The sequence below is a fragment of the bacterium genome (assembly GCA_018812485.1).
Classification (GTDB): domain Bacteria; phylum JAHJDO01; class JAHJDO01; order JAHJDO01; family JAHJDO01; genus JAHJDO01.
The window spans coordinates 17,768-33,507 of sequence record JAHJDO010000140.1 but is presented as its reverse complement, the minus strand read 5'-3'; the positions used below and the strand labels follow the sequence as shown (position 1 = coordinate 33,507).

The following is a 15,740-nucleotide window of genomic DNA, read 5'->3' as shown; positions in this document are numbered from 1 at the left end:
CTCCTTTTTTCACATTAAATTTCCTAAAGGACCCAAATCTAAATTTAATTCTTCGTCCTCAATACCAAAGATTGCCTGAATCTCTTTTATCTTTTTCTTTACCGCCTTAAGGCTTAATCCCAATTTTTGAACTTCTGTAGGGGAAAGCGTGCCTCTCTTTACTCTTCTAAAAGCCTCCTTCTCCATCAGTCTTCTTATAAGTTCAACCAAGGTTAAAACCAACTTGGCTAAGCCTTGCTCTGTCTTTTTGGGATCACTAACATCAATTAGTTTGGGAATGTTTTCTTCGGCCCTTCTTATCTCTCTTTGCAATTTTTGCATATACGCTATATCTTCCGGAGTAGCTTCCTTCTCTCGGTCGCTGAAACTCTTGCCAGAAAGCTCCTCTGCCTTGGAAACCGATGTGAGAATAAGTCTTAAACCTAAAAACACAAGGTCTACATCGGCTACCCTTATGACAATATCTCCGTTTATAACTGCCCCTTTCTCTAAAACTTTATCCAGGACATCTACTAGAGTTACATTGCTTCTTTTAATAGCCGTGCTCTTTAATAGAGTAGCCATAATCTTATTATTTAATCTCTAACTTGGTAAAATTATAAGCAGGCCAGGGACCAGTGGATTCAAGATAGAATCCCTTTGTTTGCATTCCTTGATTTAAATTATCAGCCTCCTTCTTAAAATCGCTGATTTTCTCCTTAGCAACTAAATAGGCTGCATTTAAGATCATAAGCTCCTGCCTTCCTGTTAATTCTTTCCCCAAAATTTTATTTTCAACCGACTCTACTGCGTACTTCTTTAAACTCTTAAAAAAGACTTCCGCAATGTTCGCTAAGTTTTTTTTTGCTTCTCTAGAAATAATCTCTTTTAATTCTTCTTCCATAAAAAAGGCCATACCCTCATCTAAAGCTGCTATTTCTTTCTCTTTTTCTTTTATTGTTTTATTTTTCTGCTTTACCATCTGCTCGAATTTCTTCCTGTCTTTCAGATATACCTTTACACCCCACTCCTCTTTCCCTCCAATTTTTTCTAAAACCTCTTTAATTCTGGAATAGTCTTTATCTAGGGTTTCTTCTAATCTCGCTTTATTCTTAAAGATGATACCGAATCTCATCGGAATTAGACCTAAAATTTTATTATTACTCATAGATTTTTCTATAACTTCTTCATGAGCAAGCGCTTTCTCTTTAATCCAGATTGGATCTTCCTGCGCCTTTTTCTGAATCTTACTCGACCCAAATTCTTCTAAAGAAACTTTGCTCACTACTGCCTCTAATTCGCGATAAGGGAGTGTAAAAACCTTTCCCTTCCCGTCAATACCTTTGGCAGAAAAAGCTATGACACCTTCGGTTTTCTCTCTAATACAATAGAGATATAATCCTTTCATCCTTATATCCTGTTCCTATTCTTATTCTTCTTTACTCTTGCATTCATAGGATTGGACTTCTAATTTATCATCCAATTTAACCTCATAGATATTCCGGTCCTTTACTCTTGTTGGAAGTCCAAGAGCCTTTATAAATGAACTTTCTTCATATACTTCTGTTTCCGTCTCCCAGCCTTTTTCACTCTTTCCAACCTTAATCACCTTTATATCTTTGACATTAAGGGTCTTTCTCAAAAACTCAGCAACTGCTTTCTTAGCTTCTTCCATATTAGCCATCTTCACACCTCCTCTTCTTTTGCTTTTCTAATAGCGTCCAATCGCGCTAAAAGTTCTTCTTCCTGCTTCTTATATCCTTCATCGTTTATTTCATCAAGTTCAAACCGCATTTGTAATTCCATTAGTTTCTCTTTTATCCGCCCTTCATCAGAGATTTCCTTCTCTATAACCTCATTAATCTTCTTGCCAAGCCAAACCACCCCTTTCAATGGCGCAAGCAATATATCATCAATTAAAAACATTAATACTCTCCCGTTTCAATTACTAAATTGACAAAATTAAACGGCGGTATGGTTCCTACATACTTAAATTTTATTTTATTACCATATTTCCCGTCCAGTTCCTGAACCTTCTGATCAAATTCTGTTTCTTTGCTTTTCTCCACTAAAAAAGCCGCATTTATAATCATGCGTTCACCGTAGGTATTATTGGTCTTATGCTCTACTGCCAAAGGCGAAAGCGTATTCAAAATATCCTTTTCGCAAATCTCTTTCTCTTTTTGCAGAGCAGTTTCCACCATTTTCCCTATTTCCATACGTTCGTAATGAGTCGCTTCAGGGGGTTTAGAAGCCAGCCCTTCCTTTAACTTTCTTATGTCTTCATGTTTTTCCAAGATATCTTTATAAATAACATCCTCTTTAAATATTGCTTTTAACCCAAGCTCTTTTTTATTATTAATTTTGTCCAACAGATCTTTGAATTTATCATACTCTCTTTCTAAAATCTTCTTTACCTTCTTTTCGTCTTCAGCAATTGTGCAAAATCTTACCGGCAAAACTACATGCTTTTTCATTACTTCCTCAATTGCCTTTTCATGAGCAAGTGTATTCTCCCTTGACACTGGGTATTTTATTATTGGAGAATTGCTCACTACAACTGCTATATCATTAAAGCAAATAGTATGCAGTTCGTCCCCTCTTCCGCCAACTCCCAGCGAACCGAAAGTTTTTGGTTCATTAACTTTTATTACACAATATATGTACTTACCTTCTTTCACTTTTCCCATTCCTCAGGATAAATGGCAATGTTCACAAAATTAAATACAGGTAAAGGGCCTGCATACATAAACTTTACTCTATCCTTATATTCTTCACTTAAATCATCCATTATATTATCAAATTCTTTCTCTCTCCCTTTATCTACCAAAAAGGCTGCATTCATAAACATCTCATCTGTAATAGTCCTATTAAGTTTATGGTCAAAGGCTGTTCTCCTTAAAGCATCTACTATCTTCTCTGCCTCTTTCTCTTTTTTCTTTTGCAGAGCTTCAAAAACCTCTTTACCAATCTCCCTCTTAGATTGTATATTCTTTTTCCCTTCGCCGTTTTGAATTTTCACTTTTGCCTTCTTAATCTCTTTATTCTCCTGCACAATCTCTTTAAAGATTATTTCCATATTTTTCCATATCCCTTTAACGCCTAATTCTATTTTATGGTCCATATCCCTTAATGCGTTCTTAAATTCTCTATATCTTTTATCTAAAAGATTCCTTATCTCATCAGCATTAGAGGCAATAGTGCCAAACCTGACTGGAAGTACGCTATCAAATTCCTTCATCACTTCTTCAATTATCTTCTCGTGAGCCAGCATATTCTCGCGATTAACAGTAAATTTAGTCATTGGATGACTGCTTACAACCATGCTCAGGTCATTATAGCCAACAGTTAAAACTTCATCACCCCTGCTGCCTATTCCTATTGGCCCAAAATTCCTCTCCTGTGATGTTGCAACAACACAATAGATATATTTCCCTTCTTTCTCCATATTCCTACTACTCCCTCACTTTGATCAATATTGCGTTCTTTTTAAATTCTTCCTCGCCTGCTTGTTCACGAGCTTTACAATAGTCAATAAGTATTTTATTAGCCCTGTTTACATCATTAAAAATTTTAGCTGGTGCATCCGGATTTCTATCAGGATGGGAAGAGGAGGCTACTCTTCGATAGGCTTTCTTAATTTCATCTTTATCCGCAAAATCATTTAACCCCAACTTCTTTTTTGCCCAATCAATCTCGCCAAATTGCATCTTTTTTATCTCAAGTGTATAGAAACTATATGGTGGAAGCGGCCCTACGCATCTAAAATTTAACTCATCATGAAATTCAGTGTTTAGGCCTTCTATCTTTTTATCAAACTCTATTTGCCGGGTTTTATTTATCAAAAAGGCTATATTAGCAACCATATTATCGTCCATGAGTTCATGTATCTTTAGATCCTTGCCTAGAGTTTTCAGTGTATTCTTTATCTTTTCAGCATATTTTTCTTTTCTTATATCCAATGCTTTCTTAACCATAAGCCCTACTTTCATCTGGTCAGTTATGGTTATCTCTTTTGGACTAGCTAAAAGCCTTTCTTTGAACTCTTTGATTTCTCTCTCTTCCCCAACCTCTTTAAGAATTGAAGGAAAATCACTCCATGTGGCGACTATATCAATCTCTATTTTATCGCCCGTCTTCTCCATAGTCTTCTTAATGAGATTATAGCCTCTATCCAAAATATCTTTGACCTCAATTTCGTCAACAGCGAATGTACCTAATTTCATAGGAATAATTGTAAGCCCTGAACTCATAATGCCTTCAATAACCTTTTGATGCCTGACCAGCATCTTCGCCACATCACCCTTAGGTATACAAGTGTAATCGATTATCTCAGAGTCTCCTACTACAGCCGAGATATCCTGAGAAGGAATCGTATGTATGCTATCCCCCGAGATAAAAAGGCGGAAGTTTGTATTAGAATTTATGATTCCATAAATATATTTTCCAATTTCAGCCATTTTACCCCTTGGTTATTATTTTTGTTCTTCAGGTTTTTCCTCTACCTTAGGCTCTTTCTGTTGCAGTTTAGGCTCTTCTTTTTCTTCCTTAACTTTGCATATACACATGCTGCTAAAAAAGTTTTTAATTTTCTCAATAATCCCTGCCATTTTAATCACCCCCTTTTATTTCGTTTTTCTGTTCTTTTAATAGACTAATAGCTTCTTCAAAATTGCTCTTTGATATCTTGAGTTCTAATTTTTGATTTTTGATTTTTGATTTTTGATTTTCTATATATCCTCTTATAGCAAGCATAGACGCGCGACGGCAAATAGCTTCAATATCTGCCCCGGAATATTCTTCTGTTTGATCTGCTAATTTTTCTAAATTTACATCTTTATCTAATGGTTTGCTTTTAGCATGAATTTCAAAAATTCTGAGTCTTGTCTTTTTATCAGGTAATGGAAAGTTTAAATGGATATCAAACCTTCCAGCCCTTGATATTGCGGTGTCTATCATATCTAATCTATTGGTCGCACCAATCACTACTACGCCCTTTAATCTCTCTATCCCTCCAAGTTCAGTAAGAAATTGGCTGATTACTCTCTCCGTTACCTGTGAATCCCCTCCAGCGCTTCCGCGTTTAGGAACCAGACTGTCTATTTCATCCAGGAACAAAATACACGGAGCAGCCATTCTTGCTTTTTTAAAGATCTCACGGACAGCGCGTTCTGACTCACCCACATACTTACTCATAATCTCAGGGCCTTTAACAGAAATAAAATTAACCCCGCTCTCAGTAGCTAATGCTTTGGCTACCAAAGTCTTTCCTGTGCCCGGAGAACCGGAGAGCAAAATGCCTGTAGGCGGCTCTGTTTTGACGTGCTCAAATAATCTGCTGTATTTAAGAGGCCATTCTACTGCTTCAATTAAAGTCTTCTTTATTTCATCTAACCCACCAATCTCATCCCACTTTACATCAGGAACTTCAACAAACACCTCGCGGATAGCAGAAGGCTCTATTTCCTTCAATGCCTCCAAAAAATTGTCCATAGTAACCTGCAATTCTAAAAGAGTCTCATAAGGTATCTCCGCTAACTCAAAATCTATCTTAGGCAAAATCTTTCTTAACGCTGACATTGCTGCTTCTCTTGCTAATGATTCTAAATCCGCACCCACAAATCCATGAGTAATCTCAGCTAACTTCTCTAAAGTCACATCTTCTGCCAGAGGCATTCCTCTTGTATGTATCTGTAAAATTTCTAATCGCCCATTTTTATCCGGAATAGGGATAGATAATTCTCTGTCAAAACGGCCTGGCCGTCTCAAAGCCGGATCAACTGTATTAGGTAAATTGGTTGCAGCTATAACAACAACGTGTCCCCTTGATTCTAATCCATCCATTAGAGCCAGAAGCTGAGCTACCACTCTTCGCTCAACCTGTTTTTCAGCGCCCATATCTTCCCTTTTTGGAGCAATAGATTCAATCTCATCCAAAAATATGATAGCAGGTGCATGTGCCTGAGCATCTTCAAATATGGAACGGAGACGAGCCTCGCTCTCCCCATAAAACTTCCCCATAATTTCCGGTCCGCTTATGCTGGTAAAATAAGCATCTGTCTCATTAGCCACGGCCCGAGCGATTAAGGTTTTCCCACAACCCGGAGGACCATGAAGAAAAACACCTTTCGGCGGATCAATTCCTAATCTTTCAAATACTTGAGGATATTTTAGAGGAAGCTCTATCATCTCCCTGATTCTTTGGATTGGCTTATCAAGCCCGCCAATATCTTCATACGAAATTTTGGCTGACCTCTCTTTTTCTACCCCCTTTGTCTCCATCTTTATTGAAGTAGTTTGGTTTATTAAAACCACCCCGTCAGGAACAGTATCCAATACCTTGAAATCGCAGGATCTTGAGCCAAAAAGCGTAGCTCTAATCCTATCGCCGCTGGTTACAGGAAGCCCCTCCATAAGCGAGCCGATATATCTGGTATCTTTGTCTCTTTGAAGCAGGCTTGATGCGGTTAGAGGAGAGAGTGTGATTTTGCTAGCAGCCTTATAGTCAATTTTACTAATTTTTACTTTTTCATCTAAACCGATTTGAGCATTCTCTCTGGATATCCCATCCATCTGAATGGTCTTTTTCCCTCTATCTTCTGCGTAAGATGGCATTGCTTTGACAGGAGTTTTTCTTTTACCGTCAATCTCTACAACCTCGCCTACTTCTATTCCAAGAGTTTTCATATCTTCCGGGTCAATCCTGGCGATAGCCCTTCCTGCATCCTTTGGAAGAGCTTCTTTTACTTTTAGAGTAAGAGCTGAGTTCTTTTTTGCCATTATTGAAATAACACCTCCTTGAAATTATTCAAAGCATCTATGCCTTTGACCTCTCTTGATTGCAGAGGGACAATTGTTATTTTTAAGTCATCAAACTTTTTCATTATTTGGTTTATATGTTTCTCCTGCCCTTTTCTTCTTTCTCTACAAAATCCGCAATCCTGCGATTCTACAACATTATTTATTACTAATTGCCTCACTTTTATGCCATAGTCGTTCAAATTATTTATCATTCTCCCGGTTTCCAAAATAGCCATATCTTCCGGAATGGTAACTGCTATAAATTCACACCTTTTTTGATCCCTAAGAAGATTTTCTATTTTCTTTACGGTCTTTTTCATAGTTAATAAGAAATCATCACCTTCGTCAGGATTATACTTCCCGCCAAATCTTTCCACCATATATCTATACTTCCATCTCATCTTTGCCATAACCTTGACCCAGTCATCCAGCAGGTCTGGCAAAGTCAAAAGTCTCATCGCATGACCGCTAGGCGCAGTATCTACAATGTACTTGTCAAACTTCGCTTCCTCTATTAAATCAACAATTGTCTTAAACCCCATTACCTCATCCATCCCGGGAATAGGCAAATCAAAGATGGAATCAATGTCTTCCTCATCTAAATAGGTAGAGGTATCCAAAATCTTCTTTATCTGGTCTTCATGTTCTATTTTGAATCTGGAAAGAGCTTTTTCTGCGCTTACTTCAAAAGCACGCAAGTTTTTTGTTCCTTTCACCTCTATTATGTTGCTGCCAATTTTCTGCTCTAAACTATCAGAAAGCGAATGCGCAGGGTCTGTTGAAATTAGGAGTGCCTTAAAATCTTTAGCTAAATAAAAACCTGCGCTAACTGCACAGGTTGTCTTTCCTACGCCACCTTTTCCCCCAAATAAAACCAGCTTTAACGCATCTTCTCTTAATCCAGTTAATGCCATTATCCATTCACTTCTTCATCTTAATCTCTAAGATACCGTTTTTAAAACTCCTCTCTAAAGTTTTAGGTTCAACTTTAGCAGGAAGCAAAATTTCCTTGCGGTATTTTCTATCCTTACTTACAGCCATTATTTCTAATATATCCCCTTTTAAATCGACTGATATAGATTCGTCATTTACCCCTGGCATCTCAGCATAGACTCGGATCTCTTCTTTTTCATCAAATACATCTACGATAGGCTCTCTCTCTTCTTCAACCGTGGGACCTTCAGGGGTCTTCTTAATTTTGTGGCCGAACGTCTCAACTGTTGGTTTTCCTCCCACTGCGCTTTTTACAGAAAAGCCAAATACTCCCTTCATTCCTTTCTTAAGATGGCTCAGGTCTATTTCGCCTTCTTTTTTAATCTCCCCTCCGGCTTCTTTTAAATCTGCTGCCAGATTAACTAATTTCTCAATTCCCTTAAATAGTCCCCCTAAACCGAGTTTCTCCATCCCAAAATCAATATCTAAACCCTCTTCTTTTTTCTTTTCTTTAGCCATTTTTTTCCCTTAAGTAAAGCTGCCTTTGGCAGCAATTATTAATAGTTTATAGCCATAGTTTTCAGAGGCTTAGTAGGCACACACTTATGAGTCTTTACCTCTTGTTCCTGATATACTTCTTTTTGTAATTTTTTAATTCTCTTTTTTGTATCATCCAATTGTCTTTTAACAGTGTCTCTTCTCTTATCTAACGCAAATGCTTCTTTCTCCAATCTATCCTTTACTGTTCCGAGCGTATATAATTCTAGAGAGCTTGACCTTTGGCTCTTTGGAATAGACCGGGCGCCTACAGAACGTAAGCTTTTTATAGCCTTAACACTTAAAGTGCGCTGTGTCATCATTATTAATACACCTCCTCTCTTATTCAGAAATCTAACTATATTTCTTAATTAACCCCTTAACTATCTCCTTTACCCTGTCCTGATTCGTCTTTGAGCCGACTCTGCTCGTCTCAGAAGCAAGTATGTCCTGACACATCTGGCTAAAATGTCCATTTGTATTAGAAGAAGAAATTTTTAGAACCTTAAGAGTTTTGGCAATCATGATACAGCCACGAACAGTAGGCGCAAATTCACACTTTCCGGACTCCCTCAATCCTCTTACAATATCAACTATTCTCATGGAATCTTTTTTAGAGAGTTTGGATTTTGCTCTGGTAATACCTATTTCTGTATCATAATCAAAGTGGTCCAAATCCATGGTTATCATTCTGTCCCTGAGCGCATCCTGACTCCTGTGAACTCCTGCGTATTCCTCAGGGTTGGATGTAAAAATAGCGGTAAAATCGGGATCAACTTTTAAATACGGTTCTTCCCCTCCTCTTCCAATTGGCAGATCCATCATTTTCTCCTGCAAAATGGAAAGAAGAACATTATTCGCTTCTGGCCTGGAACGCGTAAATTCATCATATATTAAACTAAACCCGTATTTACAGGCTACTGTTAGACGGTTATCCACCCAGCACTTTACCATATCTTCTTCTGTCTTTAAAACAGTTGAGATAAAGCGGTCTACAACCTTTTTAAATCTGTAGCCATGTTCTCCACCAACTAAATCAGAGGTTGTAAACTCCTCATCCCCGTGAATCATCACTACCGGTCTGCCTAGTTTACTGGCCACATGCATAGCAAGAGTAGTTTTTCCTGTACCTGAAGGTCCTCGAAAATGAACTGGAAAGCCAGCCTTAATATAGGAAAGGGCTCTGCCAGTAATATCCTTTATATACTTTGTTTCCACAAAATCCGGCAAAGGATTTGGTTCAATTACTGTAGTCATCTCATCAATCATTTTACTTTACCTTTCTCTTTTTTAATTTTTCCTAATGACTCCCTTACCTCCACAAACACTACATGGAAGATTTCCATCTATTTTATATCCTGTTCCGCCACAATTGGGACATTTTTCTTTAGTCCCTTTATGCGTAGCGCTACCTCTCCCTTTACAAGCAGAGCAGGTAACTCTACTATGAGGATGAACACCGCTCCCTTTACAAAAAGCACATTCAACTATAGGCTCACCAACCTTAACCTTCCCAGTACCACTGCATACCTGGCAGTCGGCTAGCTTGGAAAGCAGGCGAAAAGGATCTTTTCCTGTACCCTTACAGAAAGCGCAAGTTATTAATTTTGCCACTGTTACAATCTCTTAGACTAAACGATACTTCTTATCAATTTTATTAACTTTGCCGCTTTCAAGCAGTTTTTTCATTGGATTAAGAAGGCTGGCAAAGTGGACACCCATCTCCTCTCCCATCTGAACCATGGTTCTTCCCCGCGGATGCTCCTCAAGCAACGCTAATATCTGGCCTTCCGGTGTTTTGGGTTTAGGCACAGCCTTAGGTTCAGCTTTTGGTTTTTCTTTCACAGCTTCTTTAACTGTAGTTACCTTTTTTCTGACTTCAATCTTGGGAGCAACACCACTTTTTTTAGCCTTAGCCAAAGTGGAAGACATGCTCTCCCAGGCATCTTTCGCCTTTGCCATATCAGAACTATATTCGCCTACGAGTTCTCTGGCACCTTTGATTGTCTCGCCAACAGATACTTTGATATCTTTTATTGCTTTGCCAAGTTTGTCCTTGAGTTCCTTTGACATCTTGCTGCGGTCCTTCCCAAAACCAATCAACATTGAATCTACATCCCCGGCCAGACTGCCAGCAAAATCTGCTAAGTTCCTTGCTTGTTCTGCACCCGTCTGTTTACGGTCTTTATGGAACCCCTTAATCATATCTTTTGCATTCTGTCGCAATTTCTCTACGTTCTTTGATATACCCTTAACAAAATCTGCTAAGCCCTTTGCCTGTTCCGCACTCATCTTTTTACGATTAGTATGGAATATATTAATCATATCTCCTGTGCTCTTTGACAAATCCTTTGCAAAATCAGCCAGATTTCTGGACTGTTCTGCACTCATCTTTTTTCTATCGACAGCAAAGTTTTTCATAGTTTTTCTGGCACTACCCAGAATGTTTTGTGTATCAGACACTATACTGCCAATTGCCTTTGACCGTGAATCATGAGATACAACGATATCATCTACCATACTCCTCATACTCTCTGCTATTCCCATCTTTATTCCTCCTTTTTAATTTTCCGTTTCTTACTTGTGTCCTCTTTTACTGCTCTTTGTCTTTCTTCTCTAAAGCTACTGAGCATTTTGGCCACTTCTTGTTTCCTGCTCTTCTGAAGCACCAATCGTTCATCTCTTTGAACATTGAATTCCTTAAGCATTGATTTGAAATCCTTTATCCTAAGCTCCCTTCCTTTTGCTAAAAGCTCCTTGAGCTTTTTTGCCATTTCCTGTTGTTCTTTTTGAAAGTCCTTCAGTTTGGAAGTAATCTCTTCTTTTCTCTTTTCCTGCTTTGAAAGGACTTCTTTAATTATTGCTTGGAATTCCTTGACTCTTCCGACTTCACCTCTGGCAAGGGAATTTCTAAACTTCTCTAAGTTTTCCCTTAAAACCTGAGCCATTTCTTTTTGTTCATTAAGATAAGTATTTAACAAACCTCTTACTTCTTTTTCCCGTTGATCCTGAACTGACAAGGTGCTCTGCATCATCTTGTCAAAGTCTTTTTTCCTGAGATGCTCTTTTCTGGCAAGGATGTCCCGAAGCTGAGTATTAATTTCCCCTCTTTCCTCTCTGGTGTGAATGAGAGACCCTTGAGAGTCGCCAAAAATTAGACGAGCAGTATCAACATCAAAAACAGAACCTATACTCTGGATTCTCTTCTCATAGGAAGAAACAACATCTTCCACTACATCCTTTAAATCTAGCGCTTCTGACATATTCATTTCCTCTTTCTTTCGCTTTAGGGAGAAGAAGGAATCTCTTGGCGAACCATGCTTCAACACAGACTGTGTTCACAAGGGTGGCTCGGCAAGAATCCTTTCTCTTAACTATCCTTAAGCTGCTGTTGCGGTTAGACCAATTGCCTCAGCATACTTCAGGTATGTCTCGACTGATGCGACTACGACTCTTGCTTCAACAGCCAGTATTTCAATACCGACCAAAGAAACTCTAACCCATGCATCAACCACAACACCCTTGTCAAGGATTCTGTCAATAACCTCAACCAAACTAGATGAACCGATTGCTTTTTCTACTGCCATTTTTCCCACCTCCCTTCGTTTAAAATTCACAGAAAGCAGAAAAACCTGCGCTCTGTTTTCTGTTACTTAAGTATAGAAGCAACTTCCGTGCCAAAGTATCTATTGAAAAAATTTTGGCCCTTGCGTATCTTCTTTTTTTTAAATATCTTTTGAAAGAATTCTGAGGAGCTTAAAAAGAGAGGAAATTTAAAAGCAAAAGCGTAGAGTTGTTTCTACATCTGTGTAGAATTTATTTTACAACAGCTTTCAGCGTTCGTTTGGGAAGTGTAGGGCAAACTCTACACAGATAATCACAGATGGAATACGCAGATTATCGCAGATGTGTTTCAAGTGTATATACGTCTCTTTATACCCAGTTTACTGGTACCAAAATTCGCCAGTAAGACTAATTTGTATTTAGTTCCTTTGACGTAATAATAAACTTGGTCATATATGGCTTTTGTTATAAGCGGTACTACCTTAATCTCCAGAATAACTTTATCATCTATTATAAAATCTGGCTTATATACCCCAACTCGTTTATCTTTATACTTCACATCTAGGCATTTTTCTTCAGTAAACGGAATATTTTTATTACTTAGTTCTATAGCAACTGCCTTGTGATAAACAATTTCTTTGTGCACGCTACCCAATTCTCTATGCACCTCATACAAACATCCTATTATCTTATAGGTCAAATCCTTGTATAGTCCATCTGTGTTCATCCGTATTTTTTTATCTGTGCTCATCTGTGTAGCCCGTGCTCTTTCATCTTAGAATACAGGGTCATGCGGTCTATTTTGAGGATTTTGGCGGTTTTAGTTTTATTGCCACCGGCTTTTGCCAGTGCTTGCTCAATGGCTTCCTTTTCTATCTGTCTTGTCGCTTTTTTAGTGATCTCTTTGAGGGAGACTCCGTTATCCAAATCCTGCTGAAATTCGGGCTTTTTAGTGGAAGCAATATTATCTAATGGAAAGTGTTCTGGTTTGATATGATTGGAATCACATAGAAGTACTGCTTTTCTGACTACATTCTTTAATTCTCTAACATTGCCCGGCCAGGGATAATCCAGAAGTAATTTCATTACATCAGAAGAGAATCTTTCTATTTTTTTATCTAATTCCTGATTCCCCTCCTTTAAAAAACGCATGGCTAAATAGGGGATGTCATCTTTTCTTTCCCGAAGCGGGGGAAGTGAAATATGAAATTCATTTAACCTATGGAAGAGGTCCTCTCTAAATTTACCCCGCCTTACCGCACCTGAGAGATTAATGTTCGTAGCCACGATTATTCTGACGTCAACTTTTATACTTCTCTTGCCGCCTATATGCTGAAGCCTTCTTTCCTGTATCACTCTGAGAAGTTTTCTCTGCGTGGTAGAAGAGAGATTTGTAATCTCATCCAGAAACAGAGTTCCTCCATTAGCCTCTTCAAACCTGCCTTCTTTTTGAGCATCAGCTCCTGTAAAGGCCCCTTTTTCATGACCGAATAGTTCACTCTCAGCCAATGTATCGGGAATTGCGCCGCAATCTATAGCAACAAAATGTCCATTTTTTCGTGGGCTTTCTTGATGAATCATCTGGGCAATCAATTCTTTACCTGTCCCGCTTTCGCCTTGAAGTATCACAGTCATATTGGTCGGAGCGATTATCTTAATCTGCTTTAAGACTTGCTTTATTTGAGGGCTTTCTCCCATTAGCTCTTCTGCTGTAACTTTTTCACCAAACCGTTTTTTTAGAGTTTCTACTTCCTTGGTTAAATATTGGGTCCGAAGAGCCCTTTTTATTACAAGAATTAATTCTTCATTATCAAAAGGCTTGGCAAGATAGTCAAATGCCCCTAATTTCATTGCTTTTACCGCTCCATTTAGATTTCCATAAGCAGTAAGCATTATAATAATCAGATCCTTATCAATCAGTCTCATCTTCTCTAAGATCTTCATCCCATCCATTCCAGGAAGCTTCATATCCAGCAGGACCAAATTGGGAGAATTTTTCTTAACTGCATTAAGCGCTTTTCTTCCGTCTCCCACAGCGATTGCGTTGTAACCTTCGTCCTTCAAAATATTGGAAAGGTTAAAACGTAAATCCTTCTCATCATCTACTATTAGGATTGTTTCCACTTCGTTAGAACCCCATTTAAGTAAAATTAAATATTAAAAATCAAATATCAAAATTACATATTAAAATCCAAAATCATTTCCTGTTTTTAAGAGTTAAAATGCTCGTGCCAAAAATATTGCCAATTTCCTTTAACTCCTGCAAAAACCAAGTAACTTCCTCAGGCGTAACACGCTTAGTATCCCGAAGCAATGAAACCCACAATTTGCTCTCATTTGTGGATTTCAACGAAATATTAAAATAGTTAGTAAAATCTTTTTTACTGCTGGCTGACTGTCCCTCAATATAATTCCCCAAAATGCTTGTCCCACTTCGCAACAATTGATCTCCGATTCTTCTTGAAACATTGTCTTTTGGTAATTTATCTATGAATTCTATAAGTTTCAGGGCGAAGTTATATAATCTTCTTTTGAATTCCTTTTTAAATTTTGATTTGTCGTTTTGCATTTTTATTTTTGATTTTTACATTTCTTACGAGAGTACTTTTATACTCCTCAATATATCTTCTTCAGTAAATGGCTTGTTTATAAAGGTAAAAGCTCCTCCCTTTTTTGCCATTTGTCTGGCTTCTTCGCTTCCATAGGCAGAAATTACAATTACTACTGTCTCTGGATTTACCCTTTTGATCCTAGGAAGGATTTTTATTCCATCACCATCAGGTAGTTTTAGGTCTAACAGAACTAAATCAGGTGATTTCTTTTTAAGACAAGCCATAGCTTCTCTTTTTGTGTTTGCAATCGATACATTGTAGTTTTTCTGGGTTAAGGCATCAGACAGGAGCGAACATAAATCCTTCTCATCGTCTACTATCAAAATACTCTTTATCTTCTTCTTTAAGAGGACTTGCTCTTCTATCCTCTTTTTTTTTCTTAATTGCTCTTTTTCCCACTGTTTAAAAAATGGCGCCAGTTCCTCAAGTTCTTCGGCTCTGCGCCAGCCTGAAAGACCGCTTCGCCAGACAATTACTTCTCCTCGCTTTATCTTACCCGCAAGAATCCATTTCTGTAATCGAGCTCCATAAATTGCCCGATATATATCTGCGCCTCTTTTGATATCGTATTTTAATTCCATTTTTTTATCATCGCAGGGTCTTCGCACCCTTGTTGGGGGGGGGGTAACAGTAGGCAGGAAAATTGTGAAAGCAGATCCTTTTTTTAGTTTACTCTCCACCTCTATTGTGCCGCCATGACTCACAATAATCCCATAACATATAGTTAGCCCTAAGCCTACACCCCCGGACTTGGAGCTAAAGAAAGGGTCAAATATCCTGATAATATCTTCTTCAGGAATGCCTTTACCTGTATCTTGAATCTTCACCTCAAAAAGGTTTCCCTTAAGCTCTGTAATAATGGTCAATTTGCTTCTCCTGGGCATAGCTTCAATAGCGTTGATGACTATGTTTAAGAAGGCACGCTGCATTTGTTCTTTATCAATCTTTATTATGAATGTGTCAGAGGTAAACCTTTTAATTATCTTTATCTTTTTTGAACTAATCTTAGTCTTGTTGGACTCTAAAATATCTTCTAATACCTTATGAATATTACATGGCTGTATATTAAGTTTTGGCGGGCGGGCACAGTTTAGGAGTTCAGTAATTAAATAGTTGATCCTTTCTGTGTTCCTTTTAATGATGTCCATATTTTTAGACATGGGATTTTCAGACTTAATAGCTTTCGCAAGTTGCTGGACTGCCATAGCTACATTGGTCAGGGGATTTCTTATTTCATGTGCAATATTTGCGGCTATGCGACCGGTAAAGGCGAGTCTCTCGGAGCGAATCAACTCATCCTTACTGGCTTGCAGT

At 38.1% G+C, this 15,740-nt stretch carries 20 protein-coding genes; all 20 read right to left on the bottom strand.

What is annotated here, in order from left to right:
* Nucleotides 1–9: 9 nt before the first annotated feature.
* The 20 genes from KKC91_12230 to KKC91_12135 all read right to left on the bottom strand — a co-directional run bounded on the left by KKC91_12230 (nucleotide 10) and on the right by KKC91_12135 (nucleotide 15,718).
* Entirely contained in the window at nucleotides 10–564 is a 555-nt protein-coding gene (locus KKC91_12230; protein ID MBU0479316.1) for a gas vesicle protein K, read from the bottom strand.
* Between the two features lie 7 nt (nucleotides 565–571).
* Nucleotides 572–1,387: a GvpL/GvpF family gas vesicle protein gene (locus KKC91_12225; GenBank protein MBU0479315.1), complete on the bottom strand. Its 816-nt coding sequence runs from the start codon at nucleotides 1,385–1,387 to the stop codon at nucleotides 572–574.
* Nucleotides 1,388–1,408: 21 nt separating this feature from the next.
* On the bottom strand, nucleotides 1,409–1,663 hold the full coding sequence (locus KKC91_12220) for a gas vesicle protein (protein MBU0479314.1): 255 nt from the start codon (nucleotides 1,661–1,663) through the stop codon (nucleotides 1,409–1,411).
* A 2-nt stretch (nucleotides 1,664–1,665) separates the two neighbouring features.
* On the bottom strand, nucleotides 1,666–1,905 hold the full coding sequence (locus KKC91_12215) for a gas vesicle protein GvpG (protein ID MBU0479313.1): 240 nt from the start codon (nucleotides 1,903–1,905) through the stop codon (nucleotides 1,666–1,668).
* Nucleotides 1,905–2,669: a GvpL/GvpF family gas vesicle protein gene (locus KKC91_12210; GenBank protein MBU0479312.1), complete on the bottom strand. Its 765-nt coding sequence runs from the start codon at nucleotides 2,667–2,669 to the stop codon at nucleotides 1,905–1,907. The genes KKC91_12215 and KKC91_12210 overlap by 1 nt, the downstream gene beginning before the upstream one ends.
* The gene (locus tag KKC91_12205; GenBank protein ID MBU0479311.1) at nucleotides 2,657–3,427 is read right to left on the bottom strand and encodes a GvpL/GvpF family gas vesicle protein; all 771 of its coding nucleotides are present in this window, start codon (nucleotides 3,425–3,427) and stop codon (nucleotides 2,657–2,659) included. Before KKC91_12205 ends, KKC91_12210 begins: the two co-directional genes overlap by 13 nt.
* 7 nt (nucleotides 3,428–3,434) lie before the next feature.
* On the bottom strand, nucleotides 3,435–4,439 hold the full coding sequence (locus KKC91_12200) for a GvpL/GvpF family gas vesicle protein (GenBank protein ID MBU0479310.1): 1,005 nt from the start codon (nucleotides 4,437–4,439) through the stop codon (nucleotides 3,435–3,437).
* Nucleotides 4,440–4,590: 151 nt separating this feature from the next.
* Complete coding sequence (locus KKC91_12195) at nucleotides 4,591–6,759, bottom strand: CDC48 family AAA ATPase (GenBank protein MBU0479309.1); 2,169 nt, start codon at nucleotides 6,757–6,759, stop codon at nucleotides 4,591–4,593.
* The gene (locus KKC91_12190; GenBank protein MBU0479308.1) at nucleotides 6,759–7,694 is read right to left on the bottom strand and encodes an ArsA family ATPase; all 936 of its coding nucleotides are present in this window, start codon (nucleotides 7,692–7,694) and stop codon (nucleotides 6,759–6,761) included. The genes KKC91_12195 and KKC91_12190 overlap by 1 nt, the downstream gene beginning before the upstream one ends.
* Before the next feature lie 7 nt (nucleotides 7,695–7,701).
* The gene (locus tag KKC91_12185) at nucleotides 7,702–8,232 is read right to left on the bottom strand and encodes an Hsp20/alpha crystallin family protein (protein MBU0479307.1); all 531 of its coding nucleotides are present in this window, start codon (nucleotides 8,230–8,232) and stop codon (nucleotides 7,702–7,704) included.
* Nucleotides 8,233–8,270: 38 nt separating this feature from the next.
* Nucleotides 8,271–8,573 carry a hypothetical protein gene (locus KKC91_12180; protein ID MBU0479306.1) on the bottom strand — a complete coding sequence of 101 codons (303 nt, stop codon included), beginning with the start codon at nucleotides 8,571–8,573 and terminating at the stop codon, nucleotides 8,271–8,273.
* Nucleotides 8,574–8,604: 31 nt separating this feature from the next.
* Nucleotides 8,605–9,519: a gas vesicle protein GvpN gene (gene gvpN, locus KKC91_12175; GenBank protein ID MBU0479305.1), complete on the bottom strand. Its 915-nt coding sequence runs from the start codon at nucleotides 9,517–9,519 to the stop codon at nucleotides 8,605–8,607.
* 21 nt (nucleotides 9,520–9,540) lie between these two features.
* On the bottom strand, nucleotides 9,541–9,864 hold the full coding sequence (locus tag KKC91_12170) for a hypothetical protein (protein ID MBU0479304.1): 324 nt from the start codon (nucleotides 9,862–9,864) through the stop codon (nucleotides 9,541–9,543).
* A 12-nt stretch (nucleotides 9,865–9,876) separates the two neighbouring features.
* Nucleotides 9,877–10,797 (bottom strand): hypothetical protein, encoded by a 921-nt coding sequence (locus tag KKC91_12165; GenBank protein MBU0479303.1) that lies wholly within the window; start codon nucleotides 10,795–10,797, stop codon nucleotides 9,877–9,879.
* 2 nt (nucleotides 10,798–10,799) lie between these two features.
* A complete protein-coding gene (locus tag KKC91_12160; GenBank protein MBU0479302.1) occupies nucleotides 10,800–11,513 on the bottom strand; it encodes a hypothetical protein in 714 nt (237 codons plus the stop codon).
* Between the two features lie 117 nt (nucleotides 11,514–11,630).
* Nucleotides 11,631–11,837 (bottom strand): gas vesicle structural protein GvpA, encoded by a 207-nt coding sequence (gene gvpA / locus KKC91_12155; protein MBU0479301.1) that lies wholly within the window; start codon nucleotides 11,835–11,837, stop codon nucleotides 11,631–11,633.
* A gap of 326 nt (nucleotides 11,838–12,163) precedes the next feature.
* Nucleotides 12,164–12,565: a GxxExxY protein gene (locus tag KKC91_12150; protein MBU0479300.1), complete on the bottom strand. Its 402-nt coding sequence runs from the start codon at nucleotides 12,563–12,565 to the stop codon at nucleotides 12,164–12,166.
* Entirely contained in the window at nucleotides 12,562–13,938 is a 1,377-nt protein-coding gene (locus KKC91_12145) for a sigma-54 dependent transcriptional regulator (protein MBU0479299.1), read from the bottom strand. The genes KKC91_12150 and KKC91_12145 overlap by 4 nt, the downstream gene beginning before the upstream one ends.
* A gap of 73 nt (nucleotides 13,939–14,011) precedes the next feature.
* A complete protein-coding gene (locus KKC91_12140; protein ID MBU0479298.1) occupies nucleotides 14,012–14,383 on the bottom strand; it encodes a four helix bundle protein in 372 nt (123 codons plus the stop codon).
* 24 nt (nucleotides 14,384–14,407) lie between these two features.
* Nucleotides 14,408–15,718 carry a response regulator gene (locus tag KKC91_12135; GenBank protein ID MBU0479297.1) on the bottom strand — a complete coding sequence of 437 codons (1,311 nt, stop codon included), beginning with the start codon at nucleotides 15,716–15,718 and terminating at the stop codon, nucleotides 14,408–14,410.
* Nucleotides 15,719–15,740 lie beyond the last annotated feature (22 nt).